Source organism: Pseudomonas entomophila L48 (genome assembly GCF_000026105.1).
GTDB classification, from domain to species: Bacteria; Pseudomonadota; Gammaproteobacteria; order Pseudomonadales; family Pseudomonadaceae; genus Aquipseudomonas; species Aquipseudomonas entomophila.
Map to the genome: position 1 here is coordinate 1,508,693 of NC_008027.1, position 24,138 is coordinate 1,532,830.

Sequence of the window (24,138 nt, forward strand, 5' to 3'; positions counted from 1 at the left end):
GCGTTACTTCGTGTCGCCGCCAGCGGTCACCACCTGCACCGACAACCGCGGCGTCGCCAGGTCCAGCCCGGCTTCATCGAGCTGGCGCTTCAACGCCAGGTTGAACGCCCGCGACACTTCCCACTGCTTGATCGGCGCGGTCTTGAACCGCGCCCGCAGGATCGCCGACCCCGACTCGAAGCTCTCCACCCCCTGCAACTCCAGTGGCGACCAGATATTGCGACGCATCAGCGGGTCGTTGCGCAGCTTCTGCCCCACCTCACGGATCAACGTGATGGCCTGGTCGATGTTCATGCTGTGGGGAATGGCCACGCGGAAGATCGCGTAGCCGAACTCCCGGGAGTAGTTCTTGATGCTCTTGATCTCGCTGAACGGGATGGTGTGAACGATGCCGTCGATATCACGCAGGCGCACGGTGCGGATGGTCAGGCCCTCCACCGTGCCCAGGTGGCCGCCGACGTCGACGTAGTCGTCGATGGCCAGCGAGTCCTCGATGATGATGAACAGCCCGGTGATCAGGTCGGCCACCAGCGACTGCGCGCCGAAACCGATGGCCAGGCCGATGACACCGGCACCGGCCAGCAGCGGGGTGACGTTCATGCCCATGTTGGCCAGGGCGACGATCACCGCGATGATGAAGATCACCACGAACATCACATTGCGGATCAAGGGCATCATGGTCTGCGCCCGGGCGTTGGCCAGGCCGCGGCGCGAGCGCACCAGGGCGTGGTGCACGGCGGTGTCGGCAAGAATCCACACCAGCCAGGCGACGATCAGCGTGCCGGCCAGGCCCAGCAGGCGCAGGCTCACCTCATGGCCGTCGCCCTCGGCAAAGCTGATCATCGAGCGGCCCCACACGCGCAGGCCCAGTTCGATGAACGCCAGCCAGATGAACAGGTGCACCAGCACATAGCCGAAATTGCGCAGGCGCTCGGTGTAGACCGCCTGGCGCTTGTTGGCGCGCTTGGGGTTGGCGGCGTGGCGGCGCACCAGGCCGTTGAGCACCATGCACACCACCACCAGCACCGTGCACATCAGCGACTGGCGCAGGGCGGTGCTGGTGTCGCCAGCGGAGACGAAGGTGGCGAACAGCGAAATCGCCACCAGGATCAGGGCCGGGATGTACCAGAAGCTGCCGAGGATCTCGATGGTGTCGCTCAGGGTGCGGCGGGTCAGGCGCCGGGCCAGCGGCTGGTTGCGGATCAGGTGGGCGATCGGGCGGCGGAAGCGCAGGATGAACAGGCCGGTGCACACCGCCGCGACGACGTTGGCGAGGGTGGCCAGGGCATGGGCCAGGTGACTGCCCAGGGCGGTGGTCAGGCGCGGGTCGCTCATCGCCTCGCCGAACGCGGCGAAGCTGCCGATCATCCACAGCGGGCGAAACGCCTGGTGGCGCAGGATGTGCAGCGCGCGGCGTCGGTGCGGGCCGTCGAGCAGGGAGAAGGCGATCACGCAGATGGCCGAGAACAGCGTGCCGACCACCAGGGCGTAGGCCAGGACCATGGCCATGGACTTGCCCAAGGAGGAGGGCAGGGCAAAGCTCAGGTAGACAGTGAAGACAAGGGCCACCAGCCAGGGGCCGAGCTTGCGCAGGGCGAAGCGCACCAAGTCCCAGGTGCGCGGGTGCTGGGGCAGTTCCTCGCTCAGGCCGAAGCGCACCCGCAGCTGGTGGCCGACCCAGTTGAAGGCGTAGGCCAGCAGGCTCCACACCGCGATGATCGCCGCGAAACCGAACAGCATCGCCGGCCATTGGTGCACTGGCACCACCAGCGCGGTGAGCTCGTCACGTGCCTGGCTGATCTCCAGCGACCAGCGGTTGAACGGGCTGGCCTCGCCGCTGAACTGCTGCTCGAAGTCATGCAGGGCGCCGCCGATGAGCCCGAGCACGCCTTGCTCGACAGTGGGCTGGGACTGTTTCGTTGCGTCGCGAAGCTTCTTCAGGTCGGCCAACAGCTTGGCCCGCTGCTGGTCGTTCTCCAGGTTCTTGATCACCTCGTCCAGGGATTTGCCCAGGGGCTCGCTGGCCTCGGGCTGGCTGGGCGCGCTCGAACCGAGCAGGCCCGGCAGGCCGGCGGCGTGTACCGGGGTGACGAACAGGAACAACAGAAGGGTCAGGCAGCGCAGGAATGCAGGCACCGGGAAATCTACCTCAGGTCAAACGATTGCCCGAGTGTAGAGCTTTATGTGGGGAGTTTCTCGAGGATCTTCCAGCAAGTGAGGCCAAAGATGCCCAGGGTGCCGATCCACATCATCAGCACGCCGATGTTGCGCTCGCGCAGGCTGAAACCGATGGTCAGCAGCATCAGGAACAGGAAGACGGGCACGAACAGGGAGAGGAAGGGGGACATGTACGGCAATCCTTTTGCTTCAGGGCATGTCCTAAGCATAGCGGGTTGCGGCGGTGGGGGCGTTGACCCGGGGCATGTTCGCTGTAGGAGCGGCTTCAGCCGCGATCCAGGCAACGCGATGCCCGGCACGCGCTTCGCGGGTGATCGCGGCTAAAGCCGCTCCTACAGAGGTCATACCTGATCAATGGCTTATGGTTTGTGGCCTCAAGGCAGTTCGCGGCTGCGGTAGAAGGCGGTTAGCACTTTCACCAGGTGCGCCAGGTCATGGCTGCCGCACAGTTCACGAATGGAGTGCATGGCGAAGGTCGGCAGGCCGATATCGACGGTGCGCACGCCCAGGTGGCTGGCGGTGATCGGGCCGATGGTCGAGCCACAGCCCATGTCGCTGCGCACCACGAAGCTCTGCACTGGTACTTCTTCAGCCATGCACAGGTGGCGGAAGAAACCGGCGGTTTCGCTGTTGGTGGCGTAGCGCTGGTTGTTGTTGACCTTGATCACCGGGCCAGCATTGAGCTTGGGACCGTGGTTGCCGTCGTGCTTGTCGGCGTAGTTGGGGTGCACGCCATGGGCGTTGTCGGCCGAGACCATCAGCGAGCGCTGGATGGCGCGCACGTAGTCGTCGCCGTCCGGCAGCAGGCGCTGCAGGGTCTGTTCGAGCATCGGGCCATCGGCGCCGCAGGCCGAGCAGGAACCGACCTCTTCGTGGTCGTTGCACACCAGCACGCAGGTCTCGTCGCTGTCGGCATTGAGCAGCGCCTGCAGGCCGGCATAGCACGACAGCAGGTTGTCCAGGCGGGCGGCGGCGATGAAGTCGCCGTTCAGGCCGATCAGCGCGGCGTCTTGCGTGTCGTAGAAGCTCAGCTCGTAGTCGAGCACCACGTCGGCGTTGAGGTCGTGCTCGCGGGCCAGTTGCTCGGTGAGCAGGGCGCGGAAGTCGACTCGTTCGTCGCCGGCCACTTGCGCCAGGATCGGCGGCAGCTCGGTCTGCGGGTTGATCTGCCAGCCTTCGTTGGCGGTGCGGTTGAGGTGGATCGCCAGGTTCGGGATCACCGCGATCGGCAGCTTGAAGTCGATCAGCTGGCTTTCCACCTTGCCGTCACGGCGGAAGGTGACCCGGCCGGCCAACGACAGGTCGCGGTCGAACCAGGGGGCGAGCAGGGCGCCGCCATACACTTCCACGCCCAGTTGCAGGAAGCCCTGGCGCTGCAGCTCGGGCTGCGGCTTGACTCGCAGGCAGGGGCTGTCGGTGTGGGCGCCGACCATGCGGATCCCGCCCAGCAGTGGCGAGAGCTTGCCCAGCTTGATGGCGATGATCGAGGAATCGTTGCGGGTCACGTAGTAGCGACCGCCAGGCACCGTGGCCCAGCTGTCGCGCTCGTCCAGGCGCTGGTAGCCGGCGGCCTCGAGGCGTTGCACGAGGCTGGCGGTGGCGTGGAAGGGCGTCGGGGAGGCCTTGAGGAATTCGATCAGGCCGGCATTCAGGGCGTCGCGCATAAGTCACTCCAGACAGCAGTGGCGCGAGTTTAGCGTAATTGCTCGACAAATTGTGTCGGCCTGTTCGCCGGCAAGCCGGCTCCTACAACGGACACTCTGTAGGAGCCGGCTTGCCGGCGAACAACTTCAAAACGGTGCCGGGCACTCGAATTTCAGGCGTTCGCCAGAAACTGGATGGGTAAAGCTCAGCATCGACGCATGCAGGCACAGCCGCTCATGGGCCGCCAGCGCCTCGGGGTTGGCGTACAGCCGATCCCCCAGCAGCGGATGCCCGATCGACAGCATGTGCACGCGCAACTGGTGCGAGCGCCCGGTGATCGGCGTCAGCTCGACCCGGCAATAGTCGCCGCAGCGCTCGACGATGCGCCAGAAGGTCAGGGCGTGCTTGCCCTGCTCGTGGTCGACCACATGGCGCGGCTTGGTGGGCGGGTCGTAGCGCAGCGGCAGGTCGATGCTGCCGCTGTCCAGCGCCGGCTGGCCCCAGCACAGCGCGGTGTAGGCCTTTTCCGTCTCGCGGTCGTGGAACTGGCGCGACAGCTCGCGGTGGCTGTCGGCGTCGCGGGCCAGCAGGATGATCCCCGAGGTTTCCCAGTCCAGGCGATGGACGATCAGGGCGTCGGGGTAGCCGTTTTCCTGCAGGCGGGTGATCAGGCAGTCCTTGTTGTCTTCGGCGCGGCCTGGCACCGACAACAGCAGGGTCGGCTTGTTGATCACCAGGATGGCGGCGTCTTCATGAAGGATCTGGATGTTCGACAGCGGCATTGCAGGTTCTCTATAGACAAATCGGGGCCGCTTTGCGGCCCATCGCGACGCAAGGCCGCTCCCACAGGTATTGCACAGTTCCTGTGGGAGCGGCCTTGCGTCGCGATGGGCTGCGCAGCAGCCCCAGAATCAACCGGAAACGCTTGGATCAGCGCTCAGGCAGGGTGATGTTCAGCTCGAGGATCGAGCAGCTGCCCTGGTTCTCCAGCGCCACCTGCACGTCGTCGTTGCCGATGTTGACGTACTTGCGGATCACCTCGACCAGCTCTTTCTGCAGAGCCGGCAGGTAGTCCGGGGTGCTGCGCTGGCCGCGCTCGTGCGCCACGATGATCTGTAGACGCTCTTTCGCTACCGACGCGCTGGTCTGTTTCTGCCTGCCACGAAAGAAGTCAAAAAGGTTCATGGTTTACTTGCCTCCAAACAGACGCGCAAAGAATCCTTGCTTCTGCACGTCGATGAACCGCAGGGGCTTCTCTTTGCCCAGCAGACGGTCGACGGTGTCACTGTACGCCTGGCCGGCATCGCTCTGGTCGTCAAGGATGACCGGGATGCCTTGGTTGGAGGCCTTGAGAACGGCTTGCGACTCGGGAATCACACCCTTGAGCTTGATCGCCAGGATCTCTTCGACGTCGGCGATGCTGAGCATTTCGCCCTTTTCGACGCGCTCGGGGTGGTAACGGGTGATCAGCAGGTGTTCCTTGATCGGCTCTTCGCCGTTCTCGGAGCGGCGCGACTTGCTCGACAGGATGCCCAGCATGCGGTCGGAGTCACGGACCGAAGACACTTCGGGGTTGGTCACGACGATGGCTTCGTCGGCGAAGTACATCGCCAGGTGCGCGCCTTTCTCGATACCGGCCGGCGAGTCGCAGATGACGTAGTCGAACTGGTCCTTGAGCTCCATCAGCACCTTCTCGACGCCTTCTTGCGTCAGGGCGTCCTTGTCGCGGGTCTGGCTGGCGGCCAGCACGAACAGGTTCTCCAGGCGCTTGTCCTTGATCAGGGCCTGCTGCAGGTTGGCTTCGCCGTTGACCACGTTGACGAAGTCGTACACCACGCGGCGCTCGCAGCCCATGATCAGGTCGAGGTTACGCAGGCCGACGTCGAAGTCGACGATGACCGTCTTGAAGCCACGCAGTGCGAGGCCGGTACCGATGGCGGCGCTGGTGGTGGTCTTGCCCACACCCCCCTTGCCGGAAGTGACGACGAGAATCTTGGCCAAGGTGTTTCACCCCTAAATAAACGGGACGCAGGTCCCTGCAAATACGAAAAACGGCAACGTGAAAAAAGTTGCGCTAAAAATGCCGGCAAGTATCCGTTAAAGACGGGTGATGTTCAACACGTCGCCGGACAGGCTGACTTGTACGCCCGAGCCCCACAGCGGGTCGCGACGCAGGTCTTCGCAGACCTTGTACTGGCCGGCGATGGAAACCATTTCCGCCGTCATCTGCTGGCAGAAGATGCGGGCCTTGGTATTGCCCTTGATCCCTGCCAGGGCACGGCCGCGCATGGCGCCGTACACATGGATGTTGCCGTCGGCGAGAAGTTCCGCGCCCGGGCTGACGGAGCCGGTGACCACCAGGTCGCCGCCCTGGGCGTAGATCTGCTGGCCGCCGCGCACGGGCGAGGTGATGATCCGCGTCGGGCGCACCTCGGGTTCGGCCGGGGCCGGGGGCGGGGTGGGCTCTGGCTCGGGTTTCTTCGCTTCCGGCTCGGGTTCCAGCGGGCGTTCGCGGGCGCCCGACGGTGGCAGCACCGGCAGGTCGATGGCGATCGCCGCGGCGATGTCCTCGATGCGGCTGGCGCGGATCGCCAGGGTACGCAGGCCATGGTGGCGGCAGATGCGCATCAGCCCGGGCAGGTCGATGGCGCCTTCGTCAGCGGGCAGCTTGTCCAGGGCCAGCACCAGCGGGGTGTTGCTGAAGAAATTCGGCGCCTGCGCCACCTTCGCCGCCAGTTGGCGGTCGAGGGATTCGAGGTCGTTGCGCGCCAGTTCCAGCACGGTGATGGCAAGCATGCTGCCCTTGAGCTGGAACACGGGGGTGTTGTCGGGTGTCTGGTTGGGGCTCATGGTCTGCATAGACGGCTTGTTGCGAGAAAAGTGCCCTGACTTATAGCGATAAGACCGATTGCCCGCAACCGATGTAGAATGCCCGGCTCATGTCTTGCCGGAAGTATCAATGGAACGCCCGCGTTTTCGCCCCCTCTACCTTCACCCTCGATTCTGGGCCCTGTGGCTTGGCCTGGGCCTGCTGTGGCTGGTCGCCCAGCTGCCCTACCGCGCCCTGCTCGGGTTGGGGCGCGCCCTGGGCGCGGTGATGTACCGGTTGGCCGGCGAGCGCCGAAGCATTGCCGCGCGCAACCTTGAGTTGTGTTTCCCTGAGCTGTCCGGCGACGAACGGCAGCGTCTGCTCAAGGAAAACTTCGCCTCCACCGGTATCGCTTTCTTCGAGATGGCCATGAGCTGGTGGTGGCCAAAGGCCCGATTAGCGCGCCTGGCCCATATCGAGGGCATCGAGCACCTGCAAGCCGCCCAGCGCGAAGGCGAGGGGGCCATCCTCATGGCCGTGCATTTCACCACCCTGGAGATCGGCGCCGCATTGCTCGGCCAGGTCCACACCATCGACGGCATGTACCGCGAGCACGGCAACGCGGTGTTCGACTTCATCCAGCGCCGTGGCCGCGAGCGGCACAACCTCGACTCGCTGGCGGTGGAGCGCGACGACGTGCGCGGCATGCTCAAGCTGCTGCGCAAAGGGCGGGCGATCTGGTACGCCCCGGACCAGGACTACGGCATCAAGCAGAGCATCTTCGTGCCGCTGTTCGGCATCCAGGCGGCCACCGTCACCGCTACGTCCAAGTTCGCCCGGTTGGGCAAGGCCCGGGTGATTCCGTTCACCCAGAAGCGCCTGGAAGATGGCAGCGGCTATCGTCTGGTGGTGCACCCGCCGCTCGAAGGCTTCCCCGGTGAGACCGAAGAGGCCGATTGCCTGCGTATCAACCAGTGGGTCGAGGGTGTGTTGCGTGAGTGCCCCGAGCAATACCTGTGGGCGCACCGGCGCTTCAAGTCGCGGCCCGAAGGTGAGCCGCGGTTGTACGACAAGAAAGCACGCTGAATTGTCCGGCCCGTTCGCCGGCAAGCCGGCTCCTACACGGTCAGCGTAGGAGCCGGCTTGCCGGCGAACGGGCGAAAGATCCAGGGAGGAACCATGACCCCCACCACTGGCTTGATCCTCTCTGGCGGCGGCGCCCGCGCCGCCTACCAGGTCGGCGTGCTCGCCGGCATCGCCGAGCTGCTGCCCCCTGGCGCCCCTAACCCGTTCCCGGTGATCGTCGGCACCTCCGCCGGCGCCATCAATGCCGTCAAGCTGGCCAGTGGCGCCACCCGCTTCGCCGAGTCGGTACAGCACCTGACCACCTTCTGGCAGCATTTTCGCAGCCATCAGGTGGTACGCAGTGACTGGCCGGGGGTCATCCGCCAGGCCAGCCGCTTCGTCGGGCACAGTCTGCTGGGGATGGGTCGCCATGTGCCGGTGGCGTTGCTCGACAGCCGTCCGTTGCGTGCCCTGTTGCACAAGCACCTCGACCTCGATGGCATCGGCCACTCCCTGGCGGCCAATCAGCTGCGCGCCGTTGCCATCACCGCCTTTGGCTACGAGTCGGGCCAGGCCGTGACCTTCTACCAGGGCCGCGACACCATTGAACCCTGGCTGCGCCACCGGCGCATCGGCATGCCCACGCCGCTGACCATCGACCATCTGCTGGCCAGTTCGGCGATCCCGCTGCTGTTCGCCCCAGTGCGGCTGGGCGAGGAGTACTTCGGCGATGGCGCGGTGCGTCAGTCGGCACCGATCAGCCCGGCGCTGCACCTGGGTGCCAGCCGCGTGCTGGTGGTGGGCGTCAGTGGCAACCCTCAGCGGCCAGCGCCGCCGTTGCCGACCCAGCGCGTGTTCAGCGGCCAGCAGCCGAGCCTGGCGCAGATTGGCGGCCACATGCTCAACAGCACCTTCATCGACAGCCTCGAGGATGACATCGAGCTGCTGCAGCGTCTCAACCACCTCAGCCACCTGTTGCCCGCGCACTTGGATACCCGGCGCCTGGGCCTGGCGCCGATCGAGGTGCTGGTGGTTGCGCCCAGCCAGCCGCTGGACGAGATCGCTGCCCGGCACCGGCGCGAGTTGCCGGCGGCGTTGCGCCTGTTCCTGCGCGGGCCGGGGGCGACCAAAACCAGTGGGGCGGGGGTGCTGAGCTATCTGTTGTTCGAGGCGAGCTATTGCAGCGAGCTGATCGAGCTGGGGCGCAAGGATGCGCTGGCGAAGAAGCGCGAGCTGACGCAGTTTCTGGGATTGGCGGGGTGACCGGTTCGCCTGTGTAGGAGCGGCTTCAGCCGCGATCACCCGCGAAGCGGGTGCCGGGCATCGCGTTGCCTGGATCGCGGCTGAAGCCGCTCCTACAACGAATCGCAGCTATTCGGCGATCTGCAACTTGCGCGCCTGGGTGTACACGTAGCGCAGCTTCTCGTACTCGAACGGCGAGTTGGTCTGCCCGTAGCGGAAGTTGTTGGTGTAGCGCAGGTCGATCACGCGCAGCAGGGTGATCTCGGGGTGCTCCTCGGCCGCCTCGGCCATGTTGAGGAAGTTGAGCTCCCGCTCGCCCACGTAGTCCACCACCAGCCCGGTGGTGTCGCGCAGGTTCGAAGGCCCCAGGATCGGCAGCATGATGTACGGCCCTTCCGGCACGCCATAGACGCCGAGGGTCTGGCCGAAGTCCTCCTTCTGTTTCGGCAACCCCATCTTGGTGGCCGGGTCCCACAATCCACCCACGCCAATGATCGTGTTGAACATCAGCCGCGCGGTGATTTCCGCCGAACGCTTGGGCTTGAGCTGCAGCACGCTGTTGAACAGGTTGGGCACATCCCCTAGGTTGCTGAAGAAGTTGCTGACGCCGGTACGCACGAAGCCTGGCGTGACGTAGCGGTAACCATTGACCACCGGCAGGAACACCCACTCGTCGAAGCGGTAGTTGAAGTGATAGATGCGCCGGTTCATCGATTCCAGCGGGTCGTACACATTCAGTGCGGCCAGGGTCGAGCGTTCGAACTCGCGCTGGTCCAGACCCGGGTTGAATTTCAGTTCACGCAGCGGGTCGAGGAAACCGTCGGTTTCCGCCGAGAGGGTGCCGATGGTTTCGGATTCGACCACGCTGGCACGCGGCGCGGTCTCCTCGGCCAGGGCGCAGCCGCTGGCGAGCAGGGCGGTGACGAGCAGCAGTCTGTTAACCACGGAAGAACTCCAGCATGGCGTCGCTGTTGACGCGGTAGTTGAGGTTGCCGCAATGGCCGCCATGGGGGTAGAGCGTGAGACGGTCGCCGAACACCCGGCGCAGGAAACCGATATCGCCGGGGCCGAGGATCACGTCGTCGGCGTTGTGCATCACGGCGATCTTCGGGCTGTTGCGCAGGTAGTCTTCCAGCGCGTAGAGGCTGACCTGGTCGATCAGTTGCAACACGCTGTTGCCATCGGTACGCGCACGCCACATCGGTATCACCTGCTCGGTGATGTAGCAGTCGAAGTCGCATTGCAGGGCGCGCTTGAAGAACGGCTCCAGGCTGCTGCCCTCGGTGATAGGCAGCTTCGGCGGGATGATCAGGCCGCGGCGGTTGATCAGGTCGGAGGTGAAGGCGATGTCGGCTGCCGAGAAGCGGAACGAGGTGCCGATGAGCATGGCCATCTGCTCGTTGGACAGGTGCTCGCGGGACTTCTGGAAGTCGTACAGCAGGGCGTCGTTGAGGTCGATGTAGCCCTTGTCCTGGAAGTAGCGGGTGAGCTTTTCCAGCATCAGTTCGTAGAAGGTGGTGCTCTTGTCGATGCCCTTGACCCGGGTTTGCACCAGTTTGTCCAGGTTGGTGACCGAGGTGTACAGGTTGACTGGCGGGTTGAGCAGCAGCACGCGCTTGAACTTGAAGCTCTGGCGGGTTTCGTCCAGCTTGCTGACGAACGCTGCGTCCAGCGCCCCCAGGCTATAGCCGGTGAGGTAGTACTCACTGATCGGCAGGCGCGGGTGCTGCGCGCGCACCGCCTGCATGACCCGGTACAGGTCCTTTGCATCCTCGCTGGTCACCCCAGGGGTGGCGAAGCGCGAGGCGGCGCTCATGAAGTCCCAGCTGGTGGGCGAGGACAGTTGCACCACGTGGTAGCCGGCCTGGTAGAACAGCTTCTTCAGGTACTCGTTGATGCTGCTGGAATAGGGCGCGCCGGTGCCAGCGATCAGGAAGATCAGCGGTGCCTCGTGATCTTGCCTGGCCAGGCGATAGCGCAGCTTCTTCACCGACCAGAAGTTGTCGGGCAGGGTGAATTCGCGCTCGGGGCGTAGCGTGAGGCTGTAGTCGGCCTGGTCGATGTCGTCGTCGCTGGGCAGCGTCGGGCGATGGTCCGGCGGCGTGGTGGCGATGGTCGCCTCGAACGGGTTGGTCAACGGGTAGCCGTAGCTCGCGGCGTCGATGTCCCGCGCCAGGGCGGCCGCAGCCATGAGCAGGCCGCCAAGCAGGGCGGCGAGGCGCAAAGGTCGAAGCATGAAATCCCCCAGGAAAACGCAAGGTCGTGCAATCAATACGCAGGCTAGGACCACGGCTGGCCAGGCAAAGTTGCCGCCGTTCATGCCTTTGTCGCGCCAGATGTTGCCGCGCCGGGCAATGTTTGTCTTGTGCAACATAGCTGCAGGCGGGTGATTTTGCCTTGCATCGCGCCTTGGGCGATCATGCGGCGTTTCGATTACCGCTATTGGAGAACGGCATGTCTCGGTCGCTTCCGGTCGTTGCCCTGATGCTGTTCCTGCTGCTTTGGCTGGCCGCCAGTTATGGCGTGCGCTATGGGTTGATGGAAGATGCCAGTTGGGTTGGCTTGTGCACGGTGCCGAGCGAATATTGGCAGTGCCAGGTGCGCTCGCTGCTGGGGTTGGCGATTCACTTCCAGGTGATTGCCTGGGTTGGATTGGGGCTGGCGTTGATCGCCCAGCTGCTTCCGGCAAGGCTGGGTTGGTGGCTGGCGGTGCTGGCCTTGGTTTTCGGTGTCCCGGCGCTGGTGCTCTATACCGCCAGTATCGCGGTGTTCACGGTGGTGCTGGCGGGGTTGCGCCTGGTTCGGCGCGCTTTACCGGATCGACGATAGGCCTACGCATTGCACAGTTCCTGTGGGAGCGGCCTTGTGTCGCGAAAGGGCCGCAAGGCGGCCCAGGGATTAAGTTGGTGCCGCTGTAGTTGCCGGGGCTGCTGTGCAGCCCTTTCGCGACACAAGGCCGCTCCCACCGGGACTGCTATCCATGTCACACCTTGCGCAAACGCAGGCTGCGCCACAATGCACCGGTCATCATCACGCTGACCACTGCCCACCCCCAGGCTTGCTGATTGCTCAACCCCTCCTGGAACAGCTGCGGCGCAATACCAGCCCCGACAATGAACGTCAGCAATGCTACCTCCGCCCGCCGCGCAGCCACGGGCCGCAGCAGGTACACCACTGCCGGCAGCAGCAGCGCCGCGCTGGGGAAGCTGCGATAGCGTGGGTCGAACACCATCGCCAGCATGCTCACCGCCGCGGCAAACCCTGCCGCCAGCAACCAGGTGCCGCCATTGCGCTCGAGCCAGGCGAACAACCGTTGGCGCCAACCCTCGCGTCGGGCCAGGGCCAGCGCGCCCTGGGCCAGCACCAGCAGGTTCAGCCCGGTAAGGGCCTCGGCCCACAGCCATTCCCCGGCAAAACGAGCATTGGTGCGCATCAGTTCGCCCCATAACCCCAGGCTACCGGTGCCCAGGGCTGCCAGCAGCGGTAGCAGCAAGGCGGCGCGGGCATTGGCCGGGCGCCCGGCCAGGGCCAGGGTGGCCAGCATCAGCAGCACGCTGGCCAGCAACCATTGCGGCCACAGCGCCAGGTTGCTGACCGGCCCTTCGAGCACGCCCTTGTCCTGGCGGTCGGCGTCGTACAGGCCCCAGTAGCCGCCAACGGCGCCTTCGCTGGCGCGCTTCCACGGTTGGTCGAAGGCTTCGATCAGGTTGTAGTGCCAGCCATTGGCTTCGGCCAGGGCCACGAAGCCGCGAATGAAGCGCGCTTCGTTGACCCGGCTGGGCACGGCTGTCTCGCGCTGGCGTCCCTCGCTGGGCCAGCCGGTCTCGCCGATCAGGATGTCCTTGGGCGCGAAGCGGTTACCGAATACCTGGCGCACCTCGGCCACATGGGCCAGCGCCGCGTCGATGCCGCGCGGGTCATCCTCCCAGTAGGGCAGCAGGTGGATGGTGAGGAAGTCCACCGCCGGCGCCACCTGCGGGTGCTGCAGCCAGAACTCCCAGACATCGGCGTAGGTCACCGGCACGCTCACCTGGCTTTTCACCTTGCCTATCAGTGCCGCCAGGCGCTCGCCGGTCACCTCCTTGCGCAGCAGCGCCTCGTTACCGACGATCACCGCGCTGACCACGTCCGGGTTGGCGTTGGCCGCGGCGATCAGCAGGTCGATCTCCTTGTCGGTGTCCACCGGGTTGGCATTGACCCAGGCACCGAGCATCACCTTCAGGCCATGCTTGCGCGCCAGTGCCGGGATCGCTTCCAGGCCGGTCATCGAGTAGGTACGGATGCACTGGAAGCGCTCGGCCAGCAGCGCCAGATCGGCGTCCATGCGCGCCGGGCGCAGGCGGAACGGTTGGTCGAACGGCGATTGGTCCTTGTCGAACGGGGTGTAGGAGGCGCACTGCAGCTTGTGCGTCGGGCTGGCCGCATCAGGCAGGTGCACCGGCTTGCCCAGGCCATACCAGAGGGCGCCAAGGCAGGTGAGGGCAAACAGACAGGCAAGCAGGTAGGTCGTGCGGAGCATCGGGCGATCACGTTCCCCTGTAGGAGCCGGCCTTGCCGGCGATAGGGCCGGTACACGTCGGCCAAAGGCTGTGATAGTAGCCCGGCGCCAAGCCTTTGGCATGCAAGGATCGCGCAGGCCGTCACGGCAGCATGGCGTTAATGGCACAGTGCTGTCGCTGATCGTTCGCTGGAGGTCGCTGCCAGAGCAGGTCGCGCGCCGGGGCAGGTCGATGATGCAGTCTCCAAGACCTGACGAGGGGATGCTTTGATGAGTATGCGACGTTTCCTGGGGGTGGGCACCGCCCTGGTATTGGCCATGAGCACTGCGCAGGCAATGGCCAAAGAAGTGAGCATCGGTTACGTGGATGGTTGGTCCGACAGTGTGGCGACCACCAACGTGGCCGCCGAAGTCATCAGGCAGAAGCTCGGTTACGACGTGAAGCTGCAGGCCGTGGCCACCGGGATCATGTGGCAGGGCGTGGCCACCGGCAAGCTCGACGCCATGCTTTCTGCCTGGCTGCCGGTCACCCATGGTGAGTACTGGGCCAAGAACAAGGACAGCGTCGTCGACTACGGGCCCAACTTCAAGGATGCCAAGATCGGCCTGATCGTCCCCGAGTACGTCAAGGCCAACAGCATCGAGGACCTCAAGACCGATCAGAGCTTCAAACAGAAGATCGTCGGTATCGACGCAGGCTCCGGGGTGATGCTCAAGACCGAGCAGGCGATCAAGGACTATGACTTGACTGGCTACAAGCTGACCGCCAGTTCCGGTGCGGCGATGACCGCTGAACTGGGGCGCTCGTATGCCAAGAATCAATCCATCGCGGTGACCGGTTGGGTACCGCACTGGATGTTCGCCAAGTGGAAGCTGAAGTTCCTCGAAGACCCCAAAGGCGTGTATGGCGCCGCGGAGACGGTCAATAGCATCGGCAGCAAGGAACTGGCGGGCAAGGCCCCGGAAGTGGCCGAGTTCCTGAAGAAGTTCCAATGGCAGTCGAAGGATGAGATCGGCGAGGTGATGCTGGCGATTCAGGAAGGCGCCAAGCCCGAAGCGGCGGCCAAGGACTGGGTGGCCAAGCATCCGGAGCGGGTCAAGGAGTGGACCGGCAAGTAGTTAGACTTATTTGATATGCCTGCTGTAGGAGCGGCTTCAGCCGCGATCACCCGCGAAGCGGGTGCCAGGCACCGCGATGCCTGCATCGCGGCTAAAGCCGCTCCTACAAGGCGAACGGTTGTTGCGAAATCTGTAAAACACCGTTGCATCTAAGACTAAGGTCGTCTGGTTGGCGTCCAACGGCAGCATAAAGTTGGAGTCGGGTTCTCCCTACTCTGTGCTGCTAGGACAAAAACAATGAACGACAGCATTTATCAATCGATACAGAACAGTCCACGCTTCAAGGAACTGGTCACCAAACGCGAGCGCTTCGCCTGGATTCTCTCGGCGATCATGCTCGGCCTCTACTGCGCCTTCATCCTCCTCATCGCCTATGGCCCGCACGTGCTGGGCACCAAGCTCAGCCCCGATTCGTCGATCACCTGGGGCATTCCCCTGGGCGTCGGCCTGATCCTCTCGGCGTTCGTGCTCACCGCCATCTACGTGCGTCGCGCCAACGGCGAATTCGATGAGTTGAACAAGGCGATCCTCGAGGAGGCCAAGCAATGATCCGTCACATGAAAACCGTGGCCATCCTGGCCTGCGGCGCTTTCGCACCCGCCGTGTGGGCAGCCGATGCCCTGACCGGCGAGGTGCAGAAGCAGCCGCTGAACGTCGCGGCGATCGCCATGTTCGTGGCCTTCGTCGCCTTCACCCTGGGCATTACCTACTGGGCCTCCAAGCGCAACAAGTCGGCCGCCGACTACTATGCGGCCGGCGGCAAGATCACCGGGTTCCAGAACGGCCTGGCGATCGCCGGTGACTACATGTCGGCGGCGTCGTTCCTTGGCATTTCCGCACTGGTGTTCACCTCCGGCTACGACGGCCTGATCTACTCGATCGGTTTCCTGGTCGGCTGGCCGATCATCCTGTTCCTGATCGCCGAACGCCTGCGAAACCTGGGCAAGTACACCTTCGCCGACGTGGCCTCGTATCGCCTCGGGCAGAAGGAAATCCGCACCCTGTCGGCCTCCGGTTCGCTGGTGGTGGTGGCGTTCTACCTGATCGCCCAGATGGTCGGTGCCGGCAAGCTCATCGAGCTGCTGTTCGGCCTGGACTACCACGTGGCGGTGATCCTGGTCGGTATCCTGATGTGCCTGTACGTGCTGTTCGGCGGCATGCTGGCCACCACCTGGGTGCAGATCATCAAGGCGGTGCTACTGCTGTCCGGTGCCAGCTTCATGGCGCTGATGGTGATGAAGCACGTGGGCTTTGATTTCAACACCCTGTTCTCCGAGGCGATCAAGGTGCACGCCAAGGGCGAGGCGATCATGAGCCCGGGCGGCCTGGTCAAGGACCCGATCTCGGCGTTCTCCCTCGGCCTGGCGCTGATGTTCGGTACCGCCGGCTTGCCGCACATCCTGATGCGCTTCTTTACCGTCAGCGATGCCAAGGAAGCCCGCAAGTCCGTACTCTATGCCACCGGTTTCATCGGCTACTTCTACATCCTGACCTTCATCATTGGCTTTGGCGCGATCTTGCTGGTCAGCACCAACCCTGACTTCAAGGACGCCGCCGGCGCCCTGATCGGCGGCAACAACATGGCGGCGGTGCACCTGGCCGATGCCGTGGGTGGCAGCGTGTTCCTCGGCTTCATCTCGGCGGTGGCCTTCGCCACCATCCTGGCGGTGGTCGCCGGCCTGACCCTGGCCGGTGCCTCGGCGGTGTCCCATGACCTGTACGCCAGCGTCTGGCGCAAGGGCAAGGCCAACGACAAGGACGAGATCCGCGTGTCGAAGATCACCACCGTCGCCCTGGGCGTGCTGGCGATCGGCCTGGGTATCCTGTTCGAGAAGCAGAACATCGCCTTCATGGTCGGCCTGGCCTTCTCCATCGCCGCCAGCTGCAACTTCCCGGTGCTGCTGCTCTCGATGTACTGGAAGAAGCTGACCACCCGCGGCGCCATGATCGGTGGCTGGATGGGGCTGGTCAGCGCGGTGGGCCTGATGATCCTCGGCCCGACCATCTGGGTGCAGATCCTCGGCCACGAGAAAGCCATCTACCCGTACGAGTACCCGGCGCTGTTCTCGATGATCATCGCCTTCGCCGGTATCTGGTTCTTCTCGGTCACCGACAAGTCCAAGGCCGCCGACGACGAGCGGGCGCTGTTCTACCCGCAGTTCGTGCGTTCGCAGACTGGCCTGGGGGCGAGCGGGGCGGTTTCTCACTGATCGATCGAACTGGCTGAACGACGCCCCGGCTTGCCGGGGCGTTTTTGTTTCAAGAGGCGCGCTTTCAAGGTGTTCGGCGGGAGCGTTGCAGCGCTTGTGAGATCGAGCGCCGCCCGCGCGGCGCTCAATCTCCAGGGCACTGCAAGTGCCACCACCAAGCACCTGGCCACCGCCACCCGTTCAATTACCTCGCGGCCAAAGACCTTGAAAGGGACGGTTTGAAGAGGGACGTTTCCCTGGGAAGTTTCCTAGCGCCACTCGGAGCGGTCCTAAAGGCCGCCGGCCAGGAACCACGAATAATCCCCTCACCAGCGGCAAGTCGCCGTCCTGGACTCATTGGCTGGCGCGTTGTCAGCCGATCGATAGGAGATCATTTCGTGAAAGCTTTGTTTCTTGCCCTTCCTCTCGCCGCCTTTGTTACTGGCGCCGCCGTTGCCGCCGACCCGATCGAGAAGCAGGTCCAGGTGATTGCCACCGTGCCAACCGCCGCGTTCTTCGTCGAGCCGGTGGGTGGGAACTGGATGAACGATCCGCAAGAGCTGCAATGGAACTCGAACCAGGGGACCTTCGACACCATCGACAAGCAGTTGCAGGTCAAAAGCACCATCGGCCCCATCGCCGCTTACCTGCTGTCGCCAGCGGTCATCTCCAGCGGCGCTGAAGGCATCGACCTGGATGTGAAGGTCGCCGGTACTTCGTTGTCCACCACGTCCACCGAGGTGATCGACGAAACCAAGGCCAATGCGGGTGCGGTTGTCGGCTTCCAGATCGCCGCGCTGCCCGCCAGCAGCGGCAGCTATGTGCCGGGCAGCTATCAAGGGCTGGTCAGCATGGTGTTCGAAACCGCCGCGCCTTGATCCGGTCGTTTGACTGAATCAATCCTTCATCCGTTATCCCCTCTCGCCTTTCAGCATTGCTGGCTGCAGGGCGAGTCGGGTTGCTTGCAGGCTGTCATGGCAAACCTTCATTTCTCTTGTGCCTGCCTTTATGGCGGGCTGGCTGTTCTCGCCTGTCTGGCGCGCCCGGCCCTGGCTGAGCCCGCCACCGGCGGGCTGGCGGCGATGATTCCTACTCAGGGGCTGCCACGGGATTTCGAGGCTCACTTTTTCGATGTGCCGCTGGCGGTCAGGGTCGATCTGGATGGCCGTTACCTGGGGGACGCGATGGTGGTGCTGTCGCGTGATATGCGGGTCCAGTTGCTCGAGTTCACCGATACCCAGGAGAGTCAGGAACCAGCGGTGGTACGCCGCCGCTGGCATGAGCGCCTGGCTGCCGGACGTCCCTTGGGTGATTGTTCCCGCGATTGCGCCGATGGTTTGCGAGCGGTGCATTACAGCCTGGTCAATTCGCAGTTGTCGCTCCTGACCCACAATGTCGAGCAGGGTGACGGGGCCGCGAAATTTCATGCGTTGCCGGAGCACGGCAGCCATGGGCTGTTGCTACGCAACCAGCTCAACGTTCTGGGCAGTGGCACCGACACGACAGGCCGCTACGCCGTGCAGGGGCAGGGCAGTGTCGGCAACTGGACGGTACTGGCCGATGCCCAGGCCGACCGTGGCAGCGACGAGCGTCAGGGCACCCGACATCGACTCGACCAGCTCTATGCTGAGCGGCTGAGCGATGAACACTTTTACCGCCTGGGCTACTTCACGCCAGGCGCCCAGGGCTTGACCCGTCAACCCCGACTGTATGGCAGCAACCCCGACACCACCTTGGGGCTCATGTTCGGCAGCAGCGACAGCCTGTTGATCGAAAACGGCCAGCCCAGTGCCACCCCTATCTACGTCACGCCCAATCGCCAAGGTGTGGTCGAGATCTATCGCAATGGCGTGCTGATCAACAGCCAGCCGGTCCAGCCTGGGTTGCAGGCACTCAATACCCGGGTGCTGCCTGGTGGCATCTACGAGGTCGAGATTCGCCTGCTCGAGGACGGCCAGGAGACTTCGCGCAGCGAAGCGTTCGTCTACAAGCCAAGCAGCTGGGGCAACACCGATAGCCGCTGGCGCTACAACGTCTACCTGGGGCAACAGCAGACCCTGTTGAGCAATTGGCAGGACAGTCGTGAGCAGAGCCTGGCCGCAGGGGTGATGACCAATTACCTGTTGCACCCTCGGGCAATTGTGGGGATGTCGGCCCAACAGGTCGACGAGTCCATGCAATACGGGGTGTCGCTGGATTGGGACGCGCTGGACCGCCTCAAGCTGTACGGCAATTTCTACCAGAGTCAGGGGCGTGGTGACGGTCATGACCTGCAAGCCGTGTTGAACCATGACCAGGGTTCGCTGGTGCTGAGCCACAGCCGCAGCCGTGTCGATGCCTCCGCTTCGGTGCGCCAGGCGCTACGCCGACAAGAGGACATTCGTCAGACCTCCCTGTCCTATAACCATCGGCTGACGCCTCGCAGCACAGCCACGTTGCGCCTGGCGCATGGCACGGGGGCTGAGAGTGGTACCGGTGCCGACCTGGGCTTTTCCTACTACGGAAAGCTGCTCGGATCCGAGGCGAACTGGCGTGTGTCGGTGTTTGATCGCCCGGGCACCCTCAGTACCGGCGAGCAACGCAGCCGAGGCATCAACCTTAGCCTGAGCATGAGCCTTGGCGGGCCGGGGCGGCGGCTGGGCGCGAGCCTGGGGACACGGACCTCCCGGGACGGTGGACGGGACCAGAACGCGTCATTGTCCTATCAGCAGGATGTCGCACTGGGGGCTGTGCGCAGTGTGGGCGGCACGCTTACCGTGGACCGCTACGGGACCGGCTACTCAGGCAACGCCCAGTTCCAGAGCCAGACCCTGCACGGGGATGCCTATGCACAAACCTCGTCCTATAACGGTGAACTCAGCGCTGGCCTGAACCTGCAGAGCCTGGTGGCATTCGGCGCTGGCAGCATGGCGATGTCCGGCCAGTTCGTGCCGCAGGAGGCCGGCCTGATCATCGATGTCGACAGCGACCTGCCCGGCCTGGCACTGCGCGGTGACGATTTCCTGGGCGTGAGCACCACACTGCATCCAGGGCGCAACGTCGTGCCGGTCAGAGCTTACCGTAGCGGGCATGTACAGTTCGATTTTGCCCAGGCACACGACCCCTCGGCGGTCATCCAGCCTTCCAGCCTCGATTACCACCTCAATCGGGGCGGTGTCGATTACCACCAGATTCGTGTCGTGCGTACCGTCACGGTGCTGGGGCGGTTGTTGGATGCGCAGGGCCAGCCCCTGGCGGGTGCCATGGTGATCAATCATGCCAGCCGGAGCGTCAGCGAGGCGGGTGGGCACTTCGCCGTGCAGTTGAGCGAGTCCACGCCGACCCTGGAAATCCGCTACAGGGGGCAACCCCTCTGCAATGTGTCGCTGGACCTGATGGCCCATGCGCGCGAAGACGATGTGCTGCTGGTCGGTGACCTGCCGTGCGAGAAGCAAGGGTTGGCGGTGCTTGGGGCATCGGAGCAAGGAGAAACGATTTGATGAAGCAGGCCAGGACATTACTGTTGGGCATGCTAGGCCTCGCGGCAAGCAGCCTGTCTTCAGCCTGGGCGGTGGACGTGACGCTTTCGGCCCGATACATGGGCGATGCCGCCGGGCAGTTCGAGAACACGACACCGAGGGCCGATTTCTGCGGACGCTGGCCGGTGATGTGCACAAAGGATACGGTGGACTTGCCGATCAGCTTTCTCAAGACCACGAGCAAACGCGCGGCGGATCCACGAGACCGACTATTCGTGAGACTTCCCCCGCGGCGAACAGTGACGGTGGTCAACCAGTCGACGTTGGACAGCTATCCGGTCACCCTCGAATTCCAGGAGTTCAGCCTGGAGCTGCAGCGTACCCGAGGTACAGCGGATGTACCGATCTTCGACCTGGAGGGAGGCTGTGCGATACGTATCAGTAACAGCCTCAACTTTGGCGCCTACGGGCGTTTTCTCTGGTCGGTGAACGATCCCCGGGACCCACAGCCCTGCTACAGCGACTCCGTCAGAGGTGAGGACGAGGATCAGGTCGAAAGCGAAGTGGGGCTGGCCGGTACCACTTACAGCTTGATCATGCCGCGCCCCATCGGCATGCCCCAGGGGACTTACCGAGGCAGCACCCAGTTTACGGTGGGGGCGGATGCAGATTTCGCCTTTGGCAACAATGTCTCAGGGCTCAATGACCGTGTGCTGACCGTGCACCTGGACCTGGACGTCAGGCACGACCTCTACCTGCGTTTCCCTCCGGGTTCGGATCGCGCCGTGCTCGAACCTCCTGGGGGCTGGCAGGCTTACTTGGGAGGGCGTGGTGTGCCATCGCGGTTGGAGCGCGACCTGCCATTCAGGATCTGGTCTTCCGGCCCTTTCAAAGTCTACAAGCGTTGCGAGTTCGACATGGGGGCGCATTGCGGCATACGCAACCCGATGCACCATGCCGTACCGGTGGAGGTCAGCCTGTCGCTGCCGAGCAATGTCCAGCATGGCGGTGGCGCTGCACGACATGTTCCGTTGAGCACTGGTGCAACGGGGGCTCCCGTGTTCAACCCGCAGCACCTGCTGTTCGATCAGCCAGGGCAACTGCATTTTCAAGTGCGACAGGCGGGTGTGGGGGAGATGGTCGTGCATGCGGGTACAACCTATCAAGGGCAGGTGACGGTGGTGTTCGATGCGGAGCTTTAGGGGGCTGGGGCGATTTGGGAAATTTCCGAAGATTCTTTGGGAAAGGTTGAATCAATCTTCGTCGGCACAAGCATGAACAATGCAACGGCGTCGTTCATCAGTGCGAAAACCCTGCGAGAGGACCGTTTTCAATGACCATCCGTCCCTTCCTGCTGGCCGCCCTCGGCCTACTGTTCCCCTTGCCGTTGCTGGCCACGCCCGCACTCAACGTGGGTGGGTTGTACGATTACCTCGATGCTGCCCGCAGTACGGTGCTCAAGCGTGTGCGCAATGGTGGCGACAGCACGGCGTTCGTCAAGGTCAGTGTCGCCGAGCTAGTCTATGACGACGATGGCAGCGCCCGTGAGGTCGATCAGGATACGCTGCCACTGGAGGCCCGCGGCTTGATTGCCAGCCCGGCACGTCTGATCGTGCCAGCGCGTGGCATGCAGTCCGTTCGTCTGCTGTACCGGGGGGAGCGTGTCAAGGAGCGGTATTTCCGTTTGCGTTTCATTCCGGTATTACCAGAGCAGCGTGACGGTTTCGCGGTGTCCGAAGCCGAGGCGCAAGACTACAAGAACAGCTTCAAGGCCGGGGTCAATGTGCTGGCAGGCTATGGAACACTGCTGTTCGTCAAACCATCCGAGGCTCGCTACCAGACTCCCGTGGATCACCGGGATGGCACTCTGCATGTGACCAATGAGGGCAATGCAACCGTAGTGCTGGACCACTTCCGCCAGTGCGATATCACCGGCAATAAATGCGACACGGCCATCAAGCATCACCTGTTGCCTGGGCGCAACCGCCAGTTCTCCGTGGATACCGGGCGTTTCTATCAGTTCGAGCTTCATGAGGGGAGCGAACGCAGGGATGTGGTGGTGGGGCGATGAGGGCAGCGGGGAGACTGCCAGCACTGGGAGGCAGGGAATGTACACAGCACTAGTGGTGGACGATCATCCCTTCATTCGCAGCAGCGTGTGCATGCAATTGCGCATGGACAACCTGGAGGTCGTCGGGCAGGCGGACAACGGTATCGATGCTATCGTGCTGGCCCGTGAGCGTATGCCCGACGTCATTATTCTCGACCTGCTCATACCGGGCCTCGATGGGCTGGAAGTGATTGCCCGGATCAAGGCAATGCCGCGCCCTGCCAAGGTCGTGGTACTGACGTCGCAACTTACCGAAAACTTCTCGTTGCGCTGTATGAAGGCAGGGGCATCTGGATTCGTCTCCAAGACCGAGAGCCTGCAAACCCTGAGCAAGGCGATCATGGCCGTGCTGTCGGGTTACACCTACTTCCCGGATGTTGCCCTCAGTTCGGTCGATCGGCGTGATGTTCAGTTGAACGAGGCGCAGGCACTGGCCAGCCTCACCAATCGCGAACTGGTCATCCTGCAGCATTTGGCACGAGGCTTGAGCAACAAGGCCATCGGCGAGGCCATGTTGCTGAGCAACAAGACCATCAGTACCTACAAGACCCGCCTTATCGAAAAACTCAAGGTGGGTTCGGTCATCGACATGGCGGATATCGCTCGACGTAATGGATTGATCTGATGCTCGCAGAGCGGGCGTTGGCATCGTCAGGCGCAACAGGGTAGTGATAGGCGACGGATAGCAGCTTCACCTGCGCCTGCAGCCCAATTGAGCGTCCCTTGTCAGATTCACGGTTACATGATCAGCCACAGCCAAATACCAGGCGTCTGCGCGTGCTGGTGGTGGATGGGCACCCGGCGACTCGTCTGCTGCTGACGCTTCAGTTGCAGCGTCTGGGCCATGCCGTCACCCAGGCAGAAGACGGTGGGCGGGCGTTGCGAATGTGCCTCGAAACGCCATTCGACGTAGTACTGAGCGACTGCGAAATGCCAGGTATGGATGGCTGGCGATTCGCCCGTGCGTTGCGTTTGCATGAATATCGGCGACAGTGTTTTCCTGTGGTGATCCTTGGGCTGACGGTCCGACGGCGAACAGTGGACGCGCAGCGCTGTCTTGCGGCAGGCATGGACCGGTGCCTGCCCAAGCCCTTGTCGATGGCACGGCTGAGTTCGCTCTTGTCCTGCGAGGGTATGCGAGCCTTTGGCATGGGGGCGTTGGACATGAGCGAGTTGGAGCGCTTGGCGGCAGGCGACGCGACGTCGTTGAGTGGCCTTTTGCAGGTTTTGATAGACACCAATCGCAATGATCTGAAGCTGCTGTGCAAGTGTGCTCGGCATCGAGACCTGCACGGGCTGAGATTGCTCGCTCACCGAATCAGGGGGAGCGTGCGGATGATCAAGGCGCAAGCGCTGATCGGGGCCTGCCAGGTGATCGAAGACCAGTGCAGCACCACACAGGCCACGATCAGTGATGTCATGGACAACTTGCGCTTGGCGAGCCTTCAGATGCGGCGGCTCGAGATCTGTTTGTATCGTCATCAGGCCAGCTACGGGCAAAGCAACATCCAAGCGCGACACTCGCCCGCCCGGTCTGCACTTGGCAGAGCAGGGCGGGTGATCCGCCCGTCATATCCGGCCGAGCAGCAACAACACCAACAGCACCACGAGCACCACGCCGACGATGCCGGAAGGGCCATAGCCCCAGCTGCGCGAGTGCGGGAAGACCGGTAAGCCACCGATCAGCAGCAGGATGAGGATGATGATCAGGATCGTGGTCATGGCGGAGTCCTTGGGTGATTGAGGGTCAAGGGCCTCGGAATGCTGGCCGCTTACTGATTGCGACCATTGCGCGCAGGCAAAGATTCAATTGGCTTGTGTGTACT

The 24,138-nt window shown here is 63.6% G+C and carries 22 protein-coding genes and 1 pseudogene; 12 read left to right on the top strand and 11 right to left on the bottom strand.

Going from position 1 to position 24,138, the window contains the following annotated elements; all coding sequences use genetic code 11:
* Positions 1 to 3 precede the first annotated feature (3 nt).
* The 7 genes from PSEEN_RS06685 to minC form a co-directional block, all read right to left on the bottom strand.
* A complete protein-coding gene (locus PSEEN_RS06685) occupies positions 4 to 2,136 on the bottom strand; it encodes a mechanosensitive ion channel family protein (RefSeq protein ID WP_011532727.1) in 2,133 nt (710 codons plus the stop codon).
* Positions 2,137 to 2,180: 44 nt separating this feature from the next.
* Complete coding sequence (locus PSEEN_RS26840) at positions 2,181 to 2,348, bottom strand: hypothetical protein (RefSeq protein ID WP_011532728.1); 168 nt, start codon at positions 2,346 to 2,348, stop codon at positions 2,181 to 2,183.
* Between the two features lie 204 nt (positions 2,349 to 2,552).
* On the bottom strand, positions 2,553 to 3,842 hold the full coding sequence (locus PSEEN_RS06690; RefSeq protein WP_011532729.1) for a M18 family aminopeptidase: 1,290 nt from the start codon (positions 3,840 to 3,842) through the stop codon (positions 2,553 to 2,555).
* A gap of 126 nt (positions 3,843 to 3,968) precedes the next feature.
* Complete coding sequence (locus PSEEN_RS06695) at positions 3,969 to 4,604, bottom strand: RluA family pseudouridine synthase (RefSeq protein WP_011532730.1); 636 nt, start codon at positions 4,602 to 4,604, stop codon at positions 3,969 to 3,971.
* Positions 4,605 to 4,752: 148 nt separating this feature from the next.
* A complete protein-coding gene (minE, locus tag PSEEN_RS06700) occupies positions 4,753 to 5,007 on the bottom strand; it encodes a cell division topological specificity factor MinE (protein WP_011532731.1) in 255 nt (84 codons plus the stop codon).
* A gap of 3 nt (positions 5,008 to 5,010) precedes the next feature.
* Positions 5,011 to 5,823 carry a septum site-determining protein MinD gene (minD, locus tag PSEEN_RS06705; RefSeq protein ID WP_011532732.1) on the bottom strand — a complete coding sequence of 271 codons (813 nt, stop codon included), beginning with the start codon at positions 5,821 to 5,823 and terminating at the stop codon, positions 5,011 to 5,013.
* A 96-nt stretch (positions 5,824 to 5,919) separates the two neighbouring features.
* Positions 5,920 to 6,681 (bottom strand): septum site-determining protein MinC, encoded by a 762-nt coding sequence (gene minC, locus PSEEN_RS06710; protein WP_044487816.1) that lies wholly within the window; start codon positions 6,679 to 6,681, stop codon positions 5,920 to 5,922.
* 100 nt (positions 6,682 to 6,781) lie between these two features.
* Between minC and PSEEN_RS06715 the strand changes: the two genes are divergently transcribed.
* A complete protein-coding gene (locus PSEEN_RS06715) occupies positions 6,782 to 7,717 on the top strand; it encodes a lipid A biosynthesis lauroyl acyltransferase (protein WP_011532734.1) in 936 nt (311 codons plus the stop codon).
* Positions 7,718 to 7,810: 93 nt separating this feature from the next.
* Complete coding sequence (locus PSEEN_RS06720; RefSeq protein WP_011532735.1) at positions 7,811 to 8,959, top strand: patatin-like phospholipase family protein; 1,149 nt, start codon at positions 7,811 to 7,813, stop codon at positions 8,957 to 8,959.
* Positions 8,960 to 9,067: 108 nt separating this feature from the next.
* Here PSEEN_RS06720 and PSEEN_RS06725 read toward each other — a convergent pair whose 3' ends face one another.
* Positions 9,068 to 9,883, bottom strand: a complete 816-nt coding sequence (locus PSEEN_RS06725; RefSeq protein ID WP_011532736.1) for an MlaA family lipoprotein — start codon at positions 9,881 to 9,883, stop codon at positions 9,068 to 9,070.
* Positions 9,876 to 11,174, bottom strand: coding sequence for an alpha/beta fold hydrolase family protein (locus PSEEN_RS06730; RefSeq protein ID WP_011532737.1), 1,299 nt, complete (start codon positions 11,172 to 11,174; stop codon positions 9,876 to 9,878). Before PSEEN_RS06730 ends, PSEEN_RS06725 begins: the two co-directional genes overlap by 8 nt.
* A 218-nt stretch (positions 11,175 to 11,392) precedes the next feature.
* On the opposite strand from PSEEN_RS06730, the gene PSEEN_RS06735 reads away from it, so the two are divergent.
* Positions 11,393 to 11,767, top strand: coding sequence for a hypothetical protein (locus PSEEN_RS06735; RefSeq protein WP_011532738.1), 375 nt, complete (start codon positions 11,393 to 11,395; stop codon positions 11,765 to 11,767).
* Positions 11,768 to 11,921: 154 nt separating this feature from the next.
* Here PSEEN_RS06735 and PSEEN_RS06740 read toward each other — a convergent pair whose 3' ends face one another.
* Positions 11,922 to 13,457 carry a glycoside hydrolase family 17 protein gene (locus PSEEN_RS06740; protein WP_011532739.1) on the bottom strand — a complete coding sequence of 512 codons (1,536 nt, stop codon included), beginning with the start codon at positions 13,455 to 13,457 and terminating at the stop codon, positions 11,922 to 11,924.
* A gap of 249 nt (positions 13,458 to 13,706) precedes the next feature.
* Here PSEEN_RS06740 and PSEEN_RS06745 point away from each other — a divergent pair, with 249 nt between their 5' ends.
* The 9 genes and pseudogenes from PSEEN_RS06745 to PSEEN_RS27245 all read left to right on the top strand — a co-directional run.
* On the top strand, positions 13,707 to 14,555 hold the full coding sequence (locus PSEEN_RS06745; RefSeq protein WP_011532740.1) for a glycine betaine ABC transporter substrate-binding protein: 849 nt from the start codon (positions 13,707 to 13,709) through the stop codon (positions 14,553 to 14,555).
* A 237-nt stretch (positions 14,556 to 14,792) separates the two neighbouring features.
* Positions 14,793 to 15,104, top strand: coding sequence for a DUF485 domain-containing protein (locus tag PSEEN_RS06750; RefSeq protein ID WP_011532741.1), 312 nt, complete (start codon positions 14,793 to 14,795; stop codon positions 15,102 to 15,104).
* Complete coding sequence (locus PSEEN_RS06755) at positions 15,101 to 16,765, top strand: cation acetate symporter (RefSeq protein ID WP_011532742.1); 1,665 nt, start codon at positions 15,101 to 15,103, stop codon at positions 16,763 to 16,765. The genes PSEEN_RS06750 and PSEEN_RS06755 overlap by 4 nt, the downstream gene beginning before the upstream one ends.
* Positions 16,766 to 17,142: 377 nt before the next feature.
* Positions 17,143 to 17,622: a CS1 type fimbrial major subunit gene (locus PSEEN_RS06760; RefSeq protein ID WP_011532743.1), complete on the top strand. Its 480-nt coding sequence runs from the start codon at positions 17,143 to 17,145 to the stop codon at positions 17,620 to 17,622.
* Positions 17,623 to 17,718: 96 nt separating this feature from the next.
* Complete coding sequence (locus PSEEN_RS06765) at positions 17,719 to 20,223, top strand: TcfC E-set like domain-containing protein (protein ID WP_011532744.1); 2,505 nt, start codon at positions 17,719 to 17,721, stop codon at positions 20,221 to 20,223.
* The gene (locus PSEEN_RS26910; RefSeq protein WP_044487818.1) at positions 20,223 to 21,404 is read left to right on the top strand and encodes a hypothetical protein; all 1,182 of its coding nucleotides are present in this window, start codon (positions 20,223 to 20,225) and stop codon (positions 21,402 to 21,404) included. Before PSEEN_RS06765 ends, PSEEN_RS26910 begins: the two co-directional genes overlap by 1 nt.
* Positions 21,405 to 21,535: 131 nt before the next feature.
* Positions 21,536 to 22,273, top strand: coding sequence for a hypothetical protein (locus PSEEN_RS06775; RefSeq protein ID WP_011532746.1), 738 nt, complete (start codon positions 21,536 to 21,538; stop codon positions 22,271 to 22,273).
* Between the two features lie 37 nt (positions 22,274 to 22,310).
* On the top strand, positions 22,311 to 22,937 hold the full coding sequence (locus PSEEN_RS06780) for a response regulator transcription factor (protein ID WP_011532747.1): 627 nt from the start codon (positions 22,311 to 22,313) through the stop codon (positions 22,935 to 22,937).
* A gap of 161 nt (positions 22,938 to 23,098) precedes the next feature.
* Positions 23,099 to 23,671 (top strand): annotated as a pseudogene (locus PSEEN_RS27245) (response regulator); the annotation flags it as partial.
* 210 nt (positions 23,672 to 23,881) lie between these two features.
* Here the strand turns inward: PSEEN_RS27245 and PSEEN_RS26980 are convergent.
* Complete coding sequence (locus PSEEN_RS26980; RefSeq protein WP_009682861.1) at positions 23,882 to 24,034, bottom strand: DUF3309 family protein; 153 nt, start codon at positions 24,032 to 24,034, stop codon at positions 23,882 to 23,884.
* Positions 24,035 to 24,138 lie beyond the last annotated feature (104 nt).